The sequence below is a fragment of the Pontiella desulfatans genome, assembly GCF_900890425.1.
GTDB lineage: Bacteria > Verrucomicrobiota > Kiritimatiellia > Kiritimatiellales > Pontiellaceae > Pontiella > Pontiella desulfatans.
The window spans coordinates 1,108,467-1,125,302 of the sequence record NZ_CAAHFG010000003.1; the positions used below are offsets into that span (position 1 = coordinate 1,108,467).

A 16,836-nucleotide genomic window follows, 5' to 3' on the forward strand; every position below is an offset into this window, starting at 1 on the left:
TCGGGGGAACGATGAAAAAAGCGTTGATGGTTTTGGGGATCATCCTGATTTCGATGGTTCCCGTTGTGATCCTGGCGAGCACCGTATATACCTTGATGCTTCCGAACATCTATCAATCAACGGCGGTGGTTTCCGTGCGGGCCCTGGGAGGGGCGGGGTGCCCGAATCCTTGCGAACATTGCGGACTCTCGGCCTCGGCGTTGATTCAAACAGAGATGGCGATCCTCGAATCCAAGCCGATTCTCCATGAGGTGATCAAACGCCTCGATCTGCAGTCTGAATGGGGGCGCGACCGGGAGAAACTGCCTCGTTCCGTGGCTTGCAAGATTCTGCGGAATAGCATCAACATATCAAACCGTCGCAACTCACCGATCGTTGAGATCAGCGTCAGGCGCGACAATCCGGATGAGGCCGCCGATATTGCGAATGAAATGGTGGCAACCTATCGCGACGCCAAGAGGGCGCAAGCCAAGATGGATTCGGTTGAGCTCATCGACATCGCCGAACCCAACCGCCGGCCCGTCAGCCCCAACCTGTTCTTGAACACCCTGCTTTCCGTTGCGTTCGCGCTGGGCATGGGCATCGTCGGGCTGATCCTGTTGCTGGCCGGCCTGAATAAGAAACCGCCGCCGGTTCCCCGCTGACTAGGGCCGGTTGCGGCAACGATCGGCGGGAACGGAAAGGCGCTTGAGCAGGAACTCCTGGAACTCGCGGGGATAGTCCTGCAGGGCCAGCGCCTTTTCCATGCAGAGCAACCAGGCTTCCTTTTCCGCGGTGCCAATGGCGAGATGGGCGTGGGCCGGCGCCAGTTGCATCGGTCCGTATTTTTCCGCATACCGGTCGGGGCCGTCCAGGTAGCCGCAGAGGAACACCGCCAGCTTTTCGCGCGACATCGTCAGGTCTGTCGGGTGCATGAATAGGATCTTCCGCGCCTCCGGAAGCGATTCCATCACATCGTAGAAGTCGTTGGCCAGTTTCGTGATTCCCTCAATTCCCCCGGCCATGCGGAACTGGGTGTCGCCTTCGCGGTATTGGGCATGCAGATTTTCCAAATTGTCGGACATTTAAACCTCACTAAAATGGTACTATATACCGGTCCGGCTTTTGGAAGGCCAGCCCTTCGAGTAAAAAATGTATCTCCCTCCTTGTGCTGGAGCGCATTGGGCGGCATCTTGTGATCCTCGATTAAACAATCAGGAGAATTTCATGGCTAAGATGCAGAAGGTTTTTGGGTTAGGGATTGTCGCGCTTTGTTCCGCATCGGTTGCCATGGCAGCCCTTCCGTCCGCGAAACTGGTCGATTCCGAAACGGGTGCGAGTTCCGAGGTCACCGTGCTGACAAACGGGGCCAGCTTCAAAATGGGCGAAAAGACGTATCGGCTGGAACTCGACCAATCCGCGGACGACAAATTCATTGAGAGCCTCAGCCAGGAACGTGCCCCCCTGCGCATTCATGATTTGCCGGCCTATGAAGCATTCAACATGCTGACGCTGCTTTCCGACGCGGCCATCGTATGTTCCCGCAGTGTCGAAAAGGATCTCAAGATCAGCATCAACACGCAGCACGACTCCATCATATCCATCATCGATCAGATCTGCTTCCAAATCGATGCCGAAGCCACCGTGCGCAACAAAACCTTCTGGATCACCGCGAAAAAACAGTAGGTTGCGGGCGCTATAGTTCGTAGGGCACAACCGTCATAGCCTGCCGGAAATCCTTGGCATTGCGTGTGGCGAGTTCGAGTCCAAGTTCTTCCGCCGTGGCTTCGATGAGGAAATCGGCCATCTTCCGTTTTAGGTTCCAGCGCCGCTGATAACCGGCGGCTCGGGCGCCAAACTTCACCAGCGCCCGGATGGCATACTGCTGCGTTTGCGGATGCCGTGCTTCTTTTGCCAAAGGCGCAAGGGCGGCCACGGCCCGCTTTGCGTCCACTCCGAATTCGGCAAGCTTCCCAATGGCCGAGGCCGCCAGCCGCTGAACGTCGTTCGAGGGGGTAGAAAGTAAGACTCTCAGCTCGTTCAAGGCTTCAGGACTCCCGCTTCTACCCAGCTCCAAAGCGCGTTTCCGAGCTGCTTGGTGGTCGGAGGGAAGCATAGGGCTTTTCATCGCAGGTTCTCCTTTGCTTAACTCGCATTCGCTCGCCAATCAACCTAATGGATTATCGAGCGAATGCGAGTCAATCCTGCGGTTGTCAATTTTCCAGCACCTGCAGCGCAAGATCCACAATGCCGAACGGGGCGCTGACCTGGTAGCCGGCAACGCGGTCGGCAATCGCCTCGCAGATCTCGCGGGCGATCTCGATGCCGAGCTTGCGGCCGTCTTCCTTGGTTTTGGCATGGCTCATCCGTTCAAGAATGGCATCCGGAATTTCAACGCCCGGAACTTCGTTGGCGAGGAATTCGGCATTGCGCAGCGATACCAGCGGCCAGACGCCGGCGACCACCGGAATGGTTCCGCCGCGGGCCGCCGCCGCATCCATGAAGCGCAGCAGGGCTTCCGGATCGAAGATCGGCTGGGTGATGGAATATTCCGCCCCGGCATGAATCTTGTTCATGTAATGCTGCAACTCGCGCTCCGGTTCGACCGCGCACGGGTTGGCGCCCACGCCGATCAGGATGCCGGTCGGCGGATTGATCGGGTTGCCTCCAACATCCACGCCGTGGTTCAGGTTGTTGACGACCTGCGTCAGGCCGACGGCATCCACGTCGAATACGGGTGTGGAATCCGGATAGTCGCCGAGCTTGGGCGGATCGCCGGTGATGATGAGATAATTCCTCAGGCCGCCGGCATAGCCGCCGAGCAGGTCGGACTGCATGCCGATCAGGTTGCGGTCGCGGCAGCAGTAGTGCAGCACGGTTTCAATGCCCACTTCGCGCTCGACGAACAGCGCCGCAACCATTGGCGAAATGCGCGCGCTGGCGCGCGGGCCGTCGGGAATGTTGATGGCGTCGATGCCGGCATCCTTGCAGGTTTGGCACTGGGCGAGCATCGGCTTGAGATCGATGGAGCGGGGCGGGGTGATCTCTACGCTGGTGACTTTTTCGCCGCGGGCCAGCTTGGCCGCAAAGCCGCATTTTTCCGCCATTGGAACCACGTCCACCTTCGGGGCTTCCTGGTCGGTATGGCTGGAAATGGCCACATGCTGCTTTACGCCGGTCATGGATTTGATGCTCTTGGCCGCCGTGGCGATATCGGCCGGGGTGGTGCCGCAGCATCCGCCGACGCCGCGCACGCCGAGTTCGATCATGCGTTTGGCATATTCCGTGAAATATTCGGGGGAAGCCATGTAGATCATCCGGCCGTCCACTTCTTGCGGGTAGCCGGCGTTGGCCATCACCACCATCGGCTTGGAGGTCAGTGGCAGGGCGCGCTCGGCATTGCTGTAGGCCGCCGCAGGGCCCACGCCGCAGTTGAGCCCGATGCCGTCCACGTTCCCGTCGTTTTCCAGCGTTTGGACCAGCTGTTCGACCTTGCGGCCTTTTTCGGTTGTTCCTTCAATGCCGACCGTCATGGAAACAAAAACGGGAATGCCCAGCGTCTTGGCCACCTTGGCCGCAAGCTGCGCTTCCTGGATATGCGTAAAGGTTTCGAGCATGAAAAAGTCGACGCCCTCGTCCGCAAGAATGGCCAGTTGTTCGCGGAATATTTCCGCCAGTTCGCCGGCTTGGCTTTCAAGGAAGACCTGGCCCGACTTCAGCAACGGCCCGACCGATCCCGCAACCAACGCGGCATCACCCGCGGCTGCCCGGGCCAGCCGGACGGATGCGCGGTTGATGTCTTCGAGTTGGTCGGCCAGTCCGTGCCCCTGCAGTTTCAGGCGGTTGGCGCCGAACGAGTTGGTTTCGATCACGTCCGCCCCGGCATCGGCATATTCCTGATGGATGCCGCCAACCAGTTTGGGATTGGTGATGCAAAGGTGTTCGTAGCACGTATTGATGAACACGCCCTTCGAATAGATCATCGTTCCCATCGCCCCGTCGAAGATCAGGGGTTGGTCTGCCATGCGTTCTAGGATTGTTTTCATAGTCTGTTCTCGTTGTTGGATATTTCGTCACGCATTGTATCCCAGGTTGGGTGAGAGCCATTTCTCCGCGACTTCAATGCTCCATCCTTTGCGCTGGGCATAGTCCTCCACCTGCTCCTTGCTGATTCGGCCGAGCGGGAAGTAACGCGAGTCGGGGTGCGAGAAATAGAGGCCGGACACCGAGCTGGGCGGGTTCATCGCCATGCTTTCGGTCAGCTCGATGCCGGTCTGTTCCGTTGCGTTCAGCAGTTCGAAGATCGTGATCTTTTCGGAGTGGTCGGGGCAGGCGGGATAACCGGCCGCCGGGCGGATGCCCTGGTATTTTTCGTTGACCATTTCGTTGGGCGAAAGGTTTTCGTCCTTCCCAAAACCCCAGTCACGGCGCGCTTTTTCGTGCAGGTATTCCGCGAACGCCTCGGCCAGCCGGTCGCCCAGCGCCTGCACAAGAATGGCGTTGTAGTCGTCGTGGTCGGCCTTGTAGCCGTCGGCGATTTCCACTACGCGGGGCCCGGTGGTCACGGCGAACGCGCCGATATAGTCGGCGCAACTCGCCTCTTTCGGTGCAACAAAGTCGGCCAGCGACCGGTTGGGCGTTCCATCCTTCTTGATCATCTGCTGGCGCAGGAATTGAAGGGTGTTCAGCTTTTCGGTACGCGATTCATCGGTGTAGACCTCCACGCTGTCGCCGACGCGGGCCGCCGGGAAAAAGGCGTGCACACCGCGTGGTTCGAACCAGTTTTCGGCCATGGCTTGCCGGAGCATCGCCTGGGCATCATCGAAGAGCGACTGCGCTTCGGGGTGGTCGAGCACGGCGGGATATTTGCCTTCCAGCTCCCAGGTCCAGAAGAACGGAGTCCAATCGATGTAGGGCACGAGCGCCTCCACAGAAACCTGAACCGCCTGGGTTCCTATGAAGTCCGGGCTGGGCGGGACATAGCCCTTCCAGTCCGCATCAAAGGCATTGGCGCGCGCCTTGTCCAGCGGCATGAAATCTCGGATTTCCTGCGATGCCTCATGTTGTTCCCGGATCGCGTTGTATTCAAAGCGTACGGCGCTGCGGAACTTCTCGTCGCCGCTCAGCAACGATTGCACCACGGTCACGGCGCGGGAGGCATCGAGCACATGCATGGCGGTTCCGCTGTATTCGGGTGCAATCTTCACCGCCGTGTGCTTCTTGCTGGTGGTGGCGCCGCCGAGCAGGAGCGGAATCTTCAGTCCTTCGCGCTCCATCTCCTTGGCCACGTGAACCATTTCGTCGAGCGATGGCGTGATCAGGCCGGAAAGGCCGATCACATCCGCACCCCATTCCTTGGCTTCCTTGAGAATCGTATCCCACGGAACCATGACGCCGATATCCTTCACCTCGAAGTTGTTGCAGGCCAGCACCACGCCGACAATGTTTTTGCCGATGTCGTGGACATCGCCCTTGACCGTGGCCATCAGCACCTTGCCGGCGCTGGACGATCCACCGCCGTCCTTTTCGGCATCCATGTAGGGCAGGAGATAGGCCACCGCCTTTTTCATGACGCGCGCGCTCTTCACCACCTGCGGCAGGAACATCTTGCCCGATCCAAACAGGTCGCCAACAATGCCCATGCCGGCCATCAGCGGCCCCTCGATCACGTGCAGCGGGCGTTCGTATTTTTGCCGCGCCTCCTCGACGTCCGCATCGATGTGGTCGACGATGCCTTTCACCAAGGCGTGCGAAAGACGCTCCTCAACCGAGCCTTCGCGCCATGCCTGGATTTCGGCTTCCTTCTTGGTGTCGCCGCCCTCGGCCTTGATGCGTTCCGCAAAATCGATCAGGCGTTCGGTTGCGTCTTCGTCGCGGTTCAGCACAACATCCTCAACCGCCTTGAGCAGCCCGGGTTCGACTTCGTCGTAGACCTCCAGCATGCCGGGGTTGACGATGGCCATGTTGAGCCCGGCTTCCATGCCGTGGTAGAGGAAGGAGGCGTGGATGGCTTCGCGGACGCGGTTGTTGCCGCGGAACGAGAAGGAAACATTGCTGATGCCGCCGCTGACCGAGCAACGGGGCAGCGTTTCGCGGATCATCTTGGTGGCTTCGAAAAAGGAGGTGGCGTTGATGCGGTGCTCCTCCATCCCGGTGCCGATCGGGAACACGTTCGGGTCGAAAATAATGTCGGTCGGGTCGATGCCCAGCTCCTCCACGAGGATCCGGTAGGCGCGGGTGCAGATTTCAATCCGACGCTCGGTGGTGTCGGCCTGGCCTTTTTCATCGAACGCCATCACAACCATGCCGGCACCGTAGCGCTGGATCTTTTTGGCATGCTCCCGGAAGGCGTCCTCGCCCTCCTTCATGCTGATGGAGTTGACGATGCCCTTGCCCTGGACGCATTTGAGCCCGGCCTCGATGACTTCCCATTTGGAGGAATCGATCATGATCGGCACGCGGCAGATGTCGGGCTCGGAAGCCACGAGGTTGAGGAACTTGACCATCATCGCCACGGAGTCGATCAGGCCCTCGTCCATGTTGATATCAATCAGGTTGGCGCCCGTTTCGACCTGCTGGCGGGCCACCTGCAGCGCCTCTTCCAGATTACCCTCGCGGATCAGCCGCGCAAACTTGGGGGAGCCGGTAATGTTGGAGCGCTCGCCGACCATGCACAGGTTCATTTCCGGTGTAATGCGTAGCGGCTCCAGTCCGCTGAAGCGCGGGGCGCCGTCCGGTTCGGGCGGAACGCGCGGCGGGTGTTTTTTGACGACCTCGGCCATGGCGCGGATATGGTCGGGGGTGGTGCCGCAGCAACCGCCCCAAATGTTGGCAAGCCCATGTTGGGCAAAGTCGTCGTAGATTTTGGCCATGTCGGCCGGCGAGTCGTCGTAGCCGCCGAAGGCGTTGGGCAGGCCGGCGTTGGCGTAGATGCTGATGTAGCACGGGGCAACCTCGCCCAGCTCTTCGATATAGGGGCGCATGTCTTCCGCGCCGAGGGCGCAGTTGATGCCGACCGAAATCGGGTGCGCATGTTCGATCGAATACCAGAACGCGGTCGGCGTCTGGCCGGAGAGCGTGCGGCCGGATTGGTCGGTGATCGTGACGGATACCATGACGGGCAGGCGCTGGCCGATCTTTTCGAACACTTCGTCGATGGCATAAAGCGCGGCCTTGGCATTGAGCGTGTCGAATACGGTTTCGACCAACAAAACATCGACGCCGCCTTCAATGAGGGCCTCGGCCTGTTCGGAGTAGGCGGCAACCAAATCATCGAAGCTGACGGCGCGGTAGCCCGGATCATTCACATCCGGCGAAATGGAGGCGGTACGGTTGGTGGGCCCGATGGAACCCGCCACGAACAAGGTGCGCGATGGATCCTTTTCTAGCACACGGTTCACCGCCTTACGCGCCAGTTTTGCTCCCTCGATGTTCAACTCGCGCACCAGCGACTCCAAGCCATAGTCGGCCTGGGAAACGGTGGTGCAACTGAAGGTGTTCGTTTCAACAATATCCGCCCCGGCTTCGAGAAACTCGGTGTGGATATCCTCGATCACCTGCGGTTGGGTCAGCGTGAGCAGGTCGTTGTTGCCCTTGAGGTCGGATGGATGGTCGGCAAACCGGTCTCCGCGGAAGTCGGCTTCCTCCAGCTTGTGCTTCTGGATCATGGTGCCCATGGCCCCATCCAGCATGAGCACCTGTGTTTGAAGCAGTTCCGCGAAAAGCTGCCCGTGTTCATGGGTGAAAGGGTTCAAATATTTTTTATGTGCCATGGCCTGCTCCGGTTTAAAGGGTTGAAGGGTATATATCCGTTTATCCGGATATTTCAATTTAATTGTGCGGGCAAATCTCTTCCGGACGGAAAAACTGACGGCCGTCAGTTTTTCCGTCCGGAAGAGAGGTCAAAAAGGAAGCGGCGCAAGGTAGAGGGGTATAAACCTTGCGCCGCTTAGGAAGAAGAAACCAGTAAAGTCTCTTGCACAGGGAACGACTTATGGACTGAATAGTGGACAAGATATTAACTAAATTCTTTTAAGGCAGGTCGGAGGCCCGTTTCAGGCTGTTTTTTCCATATTTTTCCCGGACGGAATCGGTGGTTTGGCTTAATCGGCTTCTCTTTTTTTGCAGGGCGGTGTCGGGGGTTTCGAAAAGGTTGAGCTGCCGGGTTTGGGGTTCCTCGGTTTCCGTGAGGCCGCTGACGCCAAACCCGATCAACCGGACGGGCCGGTGGCGGAGATGTTCCTCCAGCAGCTGCATGCCGGCTTCACGCAGGCTGGTGTCGTCGGAGCAGGGGACGGGGAAGCGGGTTTGGCGGGTGATGGTGGAAAAATCGCTCCATCGGATCTTCAGGTGGACGGTGGTGGCAAAAAAGCCGGCCTTGCGCAAGCGGGTTCCAACCTTGTCCATGAGGCGTTTATAGGTGGCCTCGATGGTTGGACGGTCGGCAATATCCTCCTTGAAGGTGATTTCGTTGGAAATGCTTTTTTCATCCACTTCGCCCACGATGCCGCGCTCATCGATGCCGTGCGCCAGGCGGATGAACCCATTGGCGGCTCGGGAGCCGATGGCGCTTTCGAGTTGTTTGGGGTCGCATTGCTGGAGTTTGCCGATGGTGTTGAGGCCGAGGGAGAGCAGTTTTTTCTGGGTAACCTTGCCCACTCCCCACATGCGGGCAATGGGCAGGGGGGCCAGGAACGCCTCGATGGCCTCCTGTTCGAACGGGACAACGGTCAGCCCGTCCGGCTTATCCATGTCGGACGCGATTTTTGCGAGGAACATGTTGGGGGCCACGCCGACGGAGGCGGTGAGCTGCGTCTGTTCGCGGATATCGCGCCGTATTTTTTCGGCGATGGTTGGCCCGTCACCGAAGAGGCGCCGGGCGCCGGTGACGTCGAGGAAGGCTTCGTCGATGGAGAGGGGCTGGACGATGGGGGTGTAGGATTCGAAGATCCGCATGATCTGGCGGGAGGCTTCCTTATAGTTTCCCATGTTGTGGGAAACAAAGATGGCGTGCGGGCACTTTTGCTTGGCGGTGCGGGAGGGCATGGCCGAATGGATGCCGTATTTGCGGGCCTCGTAGGAGGCGGCGGCCACCACGCCGCGCTGGTCGGGCGGTGCTCCGACCACCACCGGCTTGCCGCGCAGCTCCGGGTGGTCGCGTTGTTCGACGGATGCGAAGAAGGCATCCATGTCGACATGCAGAAAGGTTTTGCGTGGCTCGTTCATGTTTCGGCTGAAGGGCAAATCAGGCGGTCGTTATTGCTTTTCATTGGAAATGATTTCCCTAAACTGTTTTTCAATAAACTAAACCGATGGTGCAGACCTATGGAAGAGAAAACACACGCACAGGAAGAGCATAAGGATCCGCGCGATGTGATCCTGGATCTCAACTTTGTGCCCCAGTGGGCACGCAAGCCCCCGGGCGAAAACCACTATAGCAAGAAGGAATATTCCGACGAGCGTCCGCGCCGCGATGATCGCCGTCCGCCGCGCCGCGATGGCCGACGGGATGAGCGCCGCGATGATCGCCCGCGCCGGCCCCGCCCCGAGGGCGAGGGGCGCCGCGAACGCGAAGAGCGTCCCGAGCGTCGCCGCGAACCGCGTGAGCAGCTCAAGGAGCTACCCATCACGGTCTCGTTCCTTCCGGAGCAAAAGAGGCTCGCTTCGTTGGTGAGGCAAATCCACCACTCGCGCCGGGCCTATCCGCTGATGGATCTGGCCAGCCTGCTGATCCATGATTCGGAGGGGTATCTCGTCAAGATCGAGGGCAACAAGGCCACGCCGGATTTCGAGATGTTCCAGTGCAAGAAGTGCCGGGCGGTTGCAGAGCGCGAGGAGATGATGGTCCAGCATGTTAAATCGAAGCATATGGCCGACTACTACGAAAAGGAGGAGGTCGAAACCGAACCTCCCGCCGGCAGTTTTCCGGGAGTCGCCCGTTGCCGCAAGACCGGCATCCTGCTGGGGCCGCCCAACCACCATAGCTATTCCGAGAAGGTCAGCGAGGTTCACGAGTCGCGCTTTGCCCATCTGTCGCTCGAAGAATACAAGCGGAACATAGAAATCGTGAAGGACGAGGAGCTGGTCGAGCAATGGAAGGAGGAGAGCCGCAAGAAAACCATCTACAAGCTCAAGTCCGATCCCGAGGCGGAGCCGGTTGACCTGAAAAAGGCCGAGGTTGATTTTTCGAAGGAAATCCCCGGGCTATACGAGGCCACGCACCGCGCGGTGCTTCCGGCCAAGGTGGCGCAGGGGCTCGAAGACCGCAACATTGTGCACGCCATCCGCCGCGTGTGGGGCAAGGAGAGCCGGTTTGCGCTAACCATGTCGTTTTCGATGCGGGCCGCCTTCCGGCATATGCATCTCTATCTGTTCAAGGCCGGCAAGATTAACTTCGTGACCCACATCAAGCCGAATCCGGTCAAGCCGGAGGACACCATTCCCTCGATTGCCGAAGTGCTGATGTTCCTGAAGGAGCATCCGGGGTCCACCCGCCAGCACTTGCTGGAAGTGCTGCATCCGTCGCTCGATCCCGCGTCGAAGGAGGCCAAGGATGCGCTTCAACCGCTGGGCTGGCTGATCGAGCGCGGGCACATCATCGAATTCTTCAACGGCACGCTTTCCGTCCCGCTGGGCAGGCGTCGGCGCTAGCCGGTCTCCGGTTGCTCATAGGAGATGGACGGCCTGATGCCGAGTTGCTTGTAGGTGAGCTGCATGACCTGCTCGATGCAGAGCGGGTCTTTGGCGTAGACGGGGATGCCGGTTTCCTTGAAGGGGTGGCCGATGTGTTGTCCGGTCTGGTTGCCCGCATCGCCGTTCAGGGCGGCTTGGGCATAGGTTTCGGCCATCTGTTCCGGGGTGATCGAAAAGCGCGCCTTGATGGCGTATAGGTTTTTCATCCATTGCGGCAGGTCGGGGAAACGGTCGAGGTCGAGCCGGACATTGCTGACGCGGATGCAGTTGGCCGTGGCCATGGTTCCCGAAAGCTGCCGCGAGAGCCAAAGGGTGTACATGAGTTGTGCGAGCTTGGATTGGTAGTAGGCCTTGGCCACGGAGAACGTCCGTTGGTTGAACATGGGATCCTTCAAATCGACCGTCAGGAACGGATGAAAGAGCAATCCCATGGAGGAAACATTGATTATCCGGCCCTGCGGGCTGGCCACGAGCCTGTCCATCAGGCGGTCGGCCAGCAACACCGGGGCGAGATGGTTGGTGAACCAGATCCGTTCGAAGCCATCCGCCGTCATTTCCCGTTCCTTGTGCGCGAGATCGAAATCGGCGGCATTGTTGATGAGCACATCGATTTCCCCCAGTTCACGGTGCGCCCAGTCGGTGAAGGCATGGATGCTGGCCCGGCGGGAGAGGTCAACCAGTCCCACGATGGTGTCTTCGCCGATTTCCCGTTGCGCGGCTTCGGCCCGGTCGGGATTGCGGCAGGCCAGGACAATGCGGTGCCCTTCGGCGGCCATCCGTTGGGCGGCGGCCTTGCCGATGCCCGAATTGGCGCCGGTAATGATGACGGTTTTACGGTTCATCCGGCGATTGTAGGCTCAATTGGGGAGTGCGGGCAATATCCGAGGGGGCCGGAACGTTCTCTGATGGAATGGAACCCGCCTTGCGCTTGACGAACCGCAAGCGAGTGCCCATTGTTTCAAGGATTTTAAAGGAAGCTTTCGAATGGGTGGAAAACAGACCAGATGTATTTTGATTCTATTGGCCGTGGGGACACTTGCGGCCCGTGCCGCTGAATATAAGCGCGACCGCTACGACGTGATTGTGGATCGGTCGCCCTTTGGCGAAGACCCGACGATTGCCAACGAAGCCGCCAAATCAGTGCAGGATGCCGCGGCCGCGGCCGCCGAAGCCAAGAAGCTGGAAAAGGAAATCCGGTTGTGCTTCCTGATGGAAACCGAAAGCGGCGAAATCCGTGCCGGATTCCAGAACCTGAAGGCGCAGAAGGGGGAGGCAAGCAGCGTGATGCTGATGGTCGGTGAAAACTTCAAAGGCATGAAGCTTTCGAAAATCGACTTGCCGAACTCGAGCGCAACGTTGGAAAGCAATGGCAAGCCGATCACGTTCGAGCTGGCCAAGGCGCCGGCCGCCGCCGCTCCCGCGGCAAGCCCGGCCGCCACGCCCCGTCGTTTCGGTGGCGGGTTCCGCCGTCCGACCGAACCGGTTAAACCTGCGGAGCCCAGGATTCCCACTCCTGAAGAAGTCCAGAAAAACGAAGAGGTTAAGGAAAACCTGCGGCAGTACCAGATGGAGGTTATCCGCGCCGGAATGCCGCCGCTTCCCATTCCGTTGACGAAGGATATGGACGACCAGCTCGTGGCCGAAGGCATTCTACCTCCACCGGGTGGGGAGTAGGCGCGTAACGAGTAACGCGTAATTCGTAATTGACTTTGCGACTGAGGGGTTTTCCTTTTTTCGCCTCACGCCTCACGCCTCACGCCTCACGCCTCACGCCTCACGCCTCACTCTTCGTCGTAATCGTCGTCTTCGGTGACGCGGAGGATTTCATCGATGGTCGTCGTGCCGGCCAGCACCTTGTCCCAGCCATCGTCGCGCAGGGTTTTCATGTTGCAGTGCTCCAGGGCCCGGTTCTTGATCTCGGCGGCGGATGCATGGGCAATCACCAAGGGACGGATTTCATCGGTTACGTGCAGGATTTCAAAGATTCCGGTTCGGCCTTTGTATCCGTTGCCGCGGCATTCGTCGCATCCGACGGCTTCGTAGATCGGTCCTTCGTTGGCCAGGCGCTCGATCGGGAAGTTGTGTTCCTTCAGGAATGCTTCGTCGAGTTCGACCGGTTGGCGGCAGGCCTTGCAAAGCCCGCGAACCAGGCGCTGGGCCACAATGCCTTCGACCGAAGAGGCCACGAGGAAGGGTTCGATGCCCATGTCGAGCAAGCGGGTGATGGTACTGGCCGAGTCGTTCGTATGAATGGTGCTGAAGACCAAGTGCCCGGTCAGGGCCGCGCGGATCGAGATTTCCGCCGTCTCCTTGTCGCGGATTTCCCCCACCATGATCACATCGGGATCCTGGCGAAGGAAGGTGCGAAGGGTGTTGGCAAACGTGAGCCCGATTTCCGGACGCATCTGCACCTGGTTGACGCCAGCCATTTCGTATTCAATCGGGTCTTCGGCGGACATGATGCGCTTATCCACCGAGTTGATGGTGTGGAGCCAGGCGTAGAGGGAGGTGGATTTTCCTGAACCGGTCGGCCCGGTTACGAGCAGGATGCCGTGCGGCCGGGTGATCATTTTCTTGAGGATGGCGCTGTCGTGGTCGTTCAGGCCGAGATCCGCCATGGTGACCAGCCCGCCGCCACGCATCAGCAGACGCAGGCTGACCGACTCGCCGTAGACGGTGGGCATGGTGGATACGCGCACGTCGATTTCGGCACCGCGGATGCGGACGCTGATGCGGCCATCCTGCGGCAACCGTTTCTCGGCGATATCCATGTTGGCCATCACCTTGATGCGGGAAATCACGGAAGACTGGAACCGCTTGAGCTGGGGCGGCATCGGGGTTTCGTGCAACACGCCGTCCACGCGGTAGCGGATGCGCAAGTCCATTTCCATGGGTTCGATGTGAATGTCGGTGGCGCGGTCGTTATAGGCTTCCCAGATAATCTGGTTGACGAATTTAACAACGGACGCTTCCTGGTCGAGTTCGCTCAAGTCCTGCTTCAGCAGGTTGTCGTCGTCCTCCAGGTCGATGGCGCCGTCCTGCATCATGCGGTCGAGGGTTTCCGCGCCGACTCCGTAGAATTTCTTGGCGGCGGTCGAAATATCCTCCGACGGGCAGATCACCAGCCGTATGCGGCATTCGGCGGCGAGCCGGAGGGCATCCACCAAACCGTGGATGAAGGGATCGCTCGTTGCGACCTTCAGGCACCCCTCCTCGTGGGCCAACGGAATAACGTTGTATTGGAAAATCGCCTTGGTCGGCAGCATTTCAAGCACCCCGTTCTCCACTTCGACCTCCTTGAGCCGCTGGAAGGGCAACGCCATGGTTTCGGCCAGCTTTTCAAGTAATTTTTCTTCCTTGAGCTCGCTGCCTTTCAAGATGGTTGCGCAAATGGCGGTTCCGTTTTCGCGGGCTTCGGCCAGCAGGTTTTTCAGCTGCCGCTCTTCAAGGAGGCCCGTGGCTTCGAGTAGGTCGTGGATTCTGGTATTGGTCGTCAACATGGGAAACGCATCCTGCCATTCCGGCTTTGGAAAAAGCAATAGATTATTGGTTGGAGTCGAGTCCTTCCAACGATCCGCTCGCCCGGTTTATTGTGCAGGAAATGCGGATTTACCCCATGTCCGGCCGATGTGCCTGCCACGCATCTCGCGACGGCCGTCGTCAGATGCGTGGTGTTCCTTTGTCCCATTGGATTCTGGTGGGATGTCCGGTGGGGCTGCTGCGTTGTGGGCGTTGCCGCTAGTTCCCGCTGAGGTTGGGCGCGATGAGTTCGGTGTTCTGGGCCATCGTATCCATGTCGACCAGGTCGGAAAGAATGTTGAGGGTTTCGTCGAGTATGATGTCGGACTTTTCATCCTCTTCCCCCTCATCGTCGAGGAAGGCGCCGCTTTGGATGTCGTCGAGTTCCTTTTCGGCCTCGGCTTCGGCGAGACGGTTTTCGAGGGAGAGGGAAACGATCTTGGTTTCGTAGCGCTCCTTGAGCCGCTCGCGCTTGGCGAGGAAGGCTTTGAATTCGTCGTCGTTGTCGATGCGCTCGCGCGATTGGTCGGCCAGGGCGGGCACCAGCTTGGAAAGCCCGTTGTGCGGGCGGTACATCGCCGGGCGGATGGTGTCCCACGGCAACGCATGCTCAAGCGAATCCTCGCCGACATCCATGACGTCGAGGTAGGAGGGGATGATGATGTCGGGCGTGACGCCCTTGAGCTGGGTGGAGCCGCCGTTGATGCGGTAGAAGCCGGCGGTGGTCAGCTTGAGCGAGCCCCTGCGGTCGCCGAGGGTCATCAGGGTCTGCACCGAGCCCTTGCCGTGGGTCTGCTTGTCGCCGACAATGATGGCGCGCTTGTAGTCCTGCAAGGCGGCCGCGAGAATTTCGGAGGCCGATGCGCTGAGGCGGTTGACGAGCACGATCATGGGGCCGTCGTAGTTGATGTCCGGGTCGGCGTCGGGCAGCACCTGGATGCCGTTGCGTTCCTTGACCTGGACGATGGGGCCGGAAGAGATGAAGAGGCCGGCGGTTTCGATGGCCTCGACCAGCGAGCCGCCGCCATTGTTGCGCAGGTCGAGCACCATGCCTTCGATGCCTTCGAGGGTGAGTTCGTTGATCAGCCTGCGGACGTCGGTGGAGGCGCGGCGCGCATCCTTCTGGTTTTTGCTGGTGGCCTGGAAGTCGGCATAGAAGTCGGGGAGGGTGATGACGCCGAACTTGCGCTCCTGGCCATCGTCGGTCTTCAGGGTTTTGACTTCGCCCTTGGCGGCCTGTTCCTCAAGCTTCACTTCGTCGCGCACGAGGTCGATTTTCTTGGTGCGGGTTCCGGAGCGGTCGGATGCCGGGATGACGGTCAGCACGACGGTGGTGTCTTTTTCGCCGCGGATGAGGCGGACGGCTTTATAGAGCGGCCAATGCAGGATGCTCACCGGTTCCTCCTTGCCCTGGGCCACGGCCACGATCTTGTCGCCGGCCTTGAGGCGTCCGTCGCGCTCGGCGGGGCCGCCGGGGATCAGGCGGATAATCTTGGCGGAGCCGTCGTCCGGCCGCAGCATGGCGCCGATGCCCACCAGCGAGAGCTTCATGTTGATGTCGAAATCCTCGACGCTGCTGGGCGACATGTAGTCGGAGTGCGGGTCGTAGACGAGCGAGAAGGAGGAGAGGTAGCGCTGGAGCAGCATCTCCTCGTCGAACGATTCCATGGTCAGTTGGAATTGTTTGTAGCGCTCCAGGATGAATTCCTCGGGCGAAAGCTTATCGTCCTCTTCCGCCTCAACGTATCCCGCTACTACTGTCGCGTTGGTGCTGGGTTCCGTTACGGCGGTTAGGTTGGTGGCGACCTCGCACATGGCATTGGGATCGATAGGGGTGGCCGGGGTGGCGGGAGTGGCCAAGAGAGGGTCAGCAGTGGCCGGGACGGAGCGATTGGCCAAAGTAATGGTGGACGCAGTGAATTGGGGAGAGGGACTCTGGCCGTCAATGTATGCAACGGTATTGGTGTTGCTGGGATAAATCTGCTTGGAGACGAGCCGGGCCACATATTCGTTTTTCAGGCGTTTGCGCCAGAGGTTGTCCCATTCGGCCTCGTTCTTGGGCCAAGGGGCATCCTTGCGATCCCACAGGAAGGTTTCGTCGGTTTCGACATCGAATCCCTTCTCCAGTTGGGTCTCGGTGAAGGCCATGCGGTTTTCCAGCCGGTCCATCAGGGTGTTGAAGACCTCGTGGGCGAACTCGATGTCCCCTTTGCGCAGGAGCTTGTGGAGGTTTTTCGAGTCTTTCTCGAATTTCTTGATGTCGGATTGCAGGAAATAGCTGTGCGCGGGATCGAGCGAGTTGATGAACAGGTTGAACGCGTTGGTGGAGATGTGCGTATCCATCGGCAACTGGTTCAGATGGAAAACCGGGAGCGAATAGGCCACGGAACGGCTGATTTTCTTCGTATCCAGTTCGCTTTTTGCGAGATCGCAACTTCCCAGCATCGGGAGTGTCGCGAGTGAAATAACCAATAAATGGGTTCTGGCTCTCATGTAAATCCTTCGGTCGCAATTTAGGGAATACCACCATATCGGCTGTTCCGTCTCAAAACAAGCCTGGTTTGGGGCGTAGATTCCTGCGTTTTTACCTTCAACCCATGTTCCAATGCCTGTATTTTCCGGCACTCGAATCCATTTCAAAAGGAG

The 16,836-nt window shown here is 59.3% G+C and carries 12 protein-coding genes; 4 read left to right on the forward strand and 8 right to left on the reverse strand.

All coding sequences use genetic code 11. The features are described 5' to 3' along the window. Nucleotides 1–11 precede the first annotated feature (11 nt). On the forward strand, nucleotides 12–644 hold the full coding sequence (locus E9954_RS25070) for a YveK family protein (RefSeq protein ID WP_136082006.1): 633 nt from the start codon (nucleotides 12–14) through the stop codon (nucleotides 642–644). Here E9954_RS25070 and E9954_RS25075 read toward each other — a convergent pair whose 3' ends face one another. Continuing rightward, a complete protein-coding gene (locus E9954_RS25075) occupies nucleotides 645–1,064 on the reverse strand; it encodes a group II truncated hemoglobin (RefSeq protein WP_136082007.1) in 420 nt (139 codons plus the stop codon). A gap of 142 nt (nucleotides 1,065–1,206) precedes the next feature. On the opposite strand from E9954_RS25075, the gene E9954_RS25080 reads away from it, so the two are divergent. Then, complete coding sequence (locus E9954_RS25080) at nucleotides 1,207–1,665, forward strand: hypothetical protein (RefSeq protein ID WP_136082008.1); 459 nt, start codon at nucleotides 1,207–1,209, stop codon at nucleotides 1,663–1,665. 10 nt (nucleotides 1,666–1,675) lie between these two features. On the opposite strand, the gene E9954_RS25085 is transcribed toward E9954_RS25080, so the two are convergent. The 4 genes from E9954_RS25085 to dinB all read right to left on the reverse strand — a co-directional run bounded on the left by E9954_RS25085 (nucleotide 1,676) and on the right by dinB (nucleotide 9,204). Then, on the reverse strand, nucleotides 1,676–2,107 hold the full coding sequence (locus E9954_RS25085) for a HEAT repeat domain-containing protein (protein ID WP_136082009.1): 432 nt from the start codon (nucleotides 2,105–2,107) through the stop codon (nucleotides 1,676–1,678). A gap of 85 nt (nucleotides 2,108–2,192) precedes the next feature. Continuing rightward, the gene (locus tag E9954_RS25090; protein WP_136082010.1) at nucleotides 2,193–4,025 is read right to left on the reverse strand and encodes a bifunctional homocysteine S-methyltransferase/methylenetetrahydrofolate reductase; all 1,833 of its coding nucleotides are present in this window, start codon (nucleotides 4,023–4,025) and stop codon (nucleotides 2,193–2,195) included. Between the two features lie 27 nt (nucleotides 4,026–4,052). Then, nucleotides 4,053–7,751 (reverse strand): methionine synthase, encoded by a 3,699-nt coding sequence (metH, locus tag E9954_RS25095; protein ID WP_136082011.1) that lies wholly within the window; start codon nucleotides 7,749–7,751, stop codon nucleotides 4,053–4,055. A gap of 259 nt (nucleotides 7,752–8,010) precedes the next feature. Continuing rightward, complete coding sequence (gene dinB / locus E9954_RS25100) at nucleotides 8,011–9,204, reverse strand: DNA polymerase IV (RefSeq protein ID WP_136082012.1); 1,194 nt, start codon at nucleotides 9,202–9,204, stop codon at nucleotides 8,011–8,013. 99 nt (nucleotides 9,205–9,303) lie between these two features. On the opposite strand from dinB, the gene E9954_RS25105 reads away from it, so the two are divergent. Then, nucleotides 9,304–10,629, forward strand: a complete 1,326-nt coding sequence (locus E9954_RS25105) for a hypothetical protein (protein WP_136082013.1) — start codon at nucleotides 9,304–9,306, stop codon at nucleotides 10,627–10,629. Here the strand turns inward: E9954_RS25105 and E9954_RS25110 are convergent. Next, nucleotides 10,626–11,513 (reverse strand): SDR family NAD(P)-dependent oxidoreductase, encoded by an 888-nt coding sequence (locus E9954_RS25110; protein WP_136082014.1) that lies wholly within the window; start codon nucleotides 11,511–11,513, stop codon nucleotides 10,626–10,628. The two genes, E9954_RS25105 and E9954_RS25110, sit on opposite strands and share 4 nt — an antisense overlap. Before the next feature lie 142 nt (nucleotides 11,514–11,655). Between E9954_RS25110 and E9954_RS25115 the strand changes: the two genes are divergently transcribed. Next, nucleotides 11,656–12,345 carry a hypothetical protein gene (locus tag E9954_RS25115; protein ID WP_136082015.1) on the forward strand — a complete coding sequence of 230 codons (690 nt, stop codon included), beginning with the start codon at nucleotides 11,656–11,658 and terminating at the stop codon, nucleotides 12,343–12,345. 107 nt (nucleotides 12,346–12,452) lie between these two features. Here E9954_RS25115 and E9954_RS25120 read toward each other — a convergent pair whose 3' ends face one another. Together E9954_RS25120 and E9954_RS25125 are read right to left on the reverse strand one after the other, a co-directional pair. Next, on the reverse strand, nucleotides 12,453–14,171 hold the full coding sequence (locus tag E9954_RS25120) for a GspE/PulE family protein (protein WP_136082016.1): 1,719 nt from the start codon (nucleotides 14,169–14,171) through the stop codon (nucleotides 12,453–12,455). A gap of 238 nt (nucleotides 14,172–14,409) precedes the next feature. Continuing rightward, nucleotides 14,410–16,683 carry a carboxy terminal-processing peptidase gene (locus E9954_RS25125; RefSeq protein WP_168442590.1) on the reverse strand — a complete coding sequence of 758 codons (2,274 nt, stop codon included), beginning with the start codon at nucleotides 16,681–16,683 and terminating at the stop codon, nucleotides 14,410–14,412. Nucleotides 16,684–16,836 lie beyond the last annotated feature (153 nt).

Bases quoted from the DNA above. Each gene is read 5' to 3' on its own strand.
- E9954_RS25070 (WP_136082006.1), top strand. From the start codon at position 12: ATGAAAAAAGCGTTGATGGTTTTGGGGATCATCCTGATTTCGATGGTT.
- E9954_RS25075 (WP_136082007.1), bottom strand. From the start codon at position 1,064: ATGTCCGACAATTTGGAAAATCTGCATGCCCAATACCGCGAAGGCGAC.
- E9954_RS25080 (WP_136082008.1), top strand. From the start codon at position 1,207: ATGGCTAAGATGCAGAAGGTTTTTGGGTTAGGGATTGTCGCGCTTTGT.
- E9954_RS25085 (WP_136082009.1), bottom strand. From the start codon at position 2,107: ATGAAAAGCCCTATGCTTCCCTCCGACCACCAAGCAGCTCGGAAACGC.
- E9954_RS25090 (WP_136082010.1), bottom strand. From the start codon at position 4,025: ATGAAAACAATCCTAGAACGCATGGCAGACCAACCCCTGATCTTCGAC.
- metH (WP_136082011.1), bottom strand. From the start codon at position 7,751: ATGGCACATAAAAAATATTTGAACCCTTTCACCCATGAACACGGGCAG.
- dinB (WP_136082012.1), bottom strand. From the start codon at position 9,204: ATGAACGAGCCACGCAAAACCTTTCTGCATGTCGACATGGATGCCTTC.
- E9954_RS25105 (WP_136082013.1), top strand. From the start codon at position 9,304: ATGGAAGAGAAAACACACGCACAGGAAGAGCATAAGGATCCGCGCGAT.
- E9954_RS25110 (WP_136082014.1), bottom strand. From the start codon at position 11,513: ATGAACCGTAAAACCGTCATCATTACCGGCGCCAATTCGGGCATCGGC.
- E9954_RS25115 (WP_136082015.1), top strand. From the start codon at position 11,656: ATGGGTGGAAAACAGACCAGATGTATTTTGATTCTATTGGCCGTGGGG.
- E9954_RS25120 (WP_136082016.1), bottom strand. From the start codon at position 14,171: ATGTTGACGACCAATACCAGAATCCACGACCTACTCGAAGCCACGGGC.
- E9954_RS25125 (WP_168442590.1), bottom strand. From the start codon at position 16,683: ATGAGAGCCAGAACCCATTTATTGGTTATTTCACTCGCGACACTCCCG.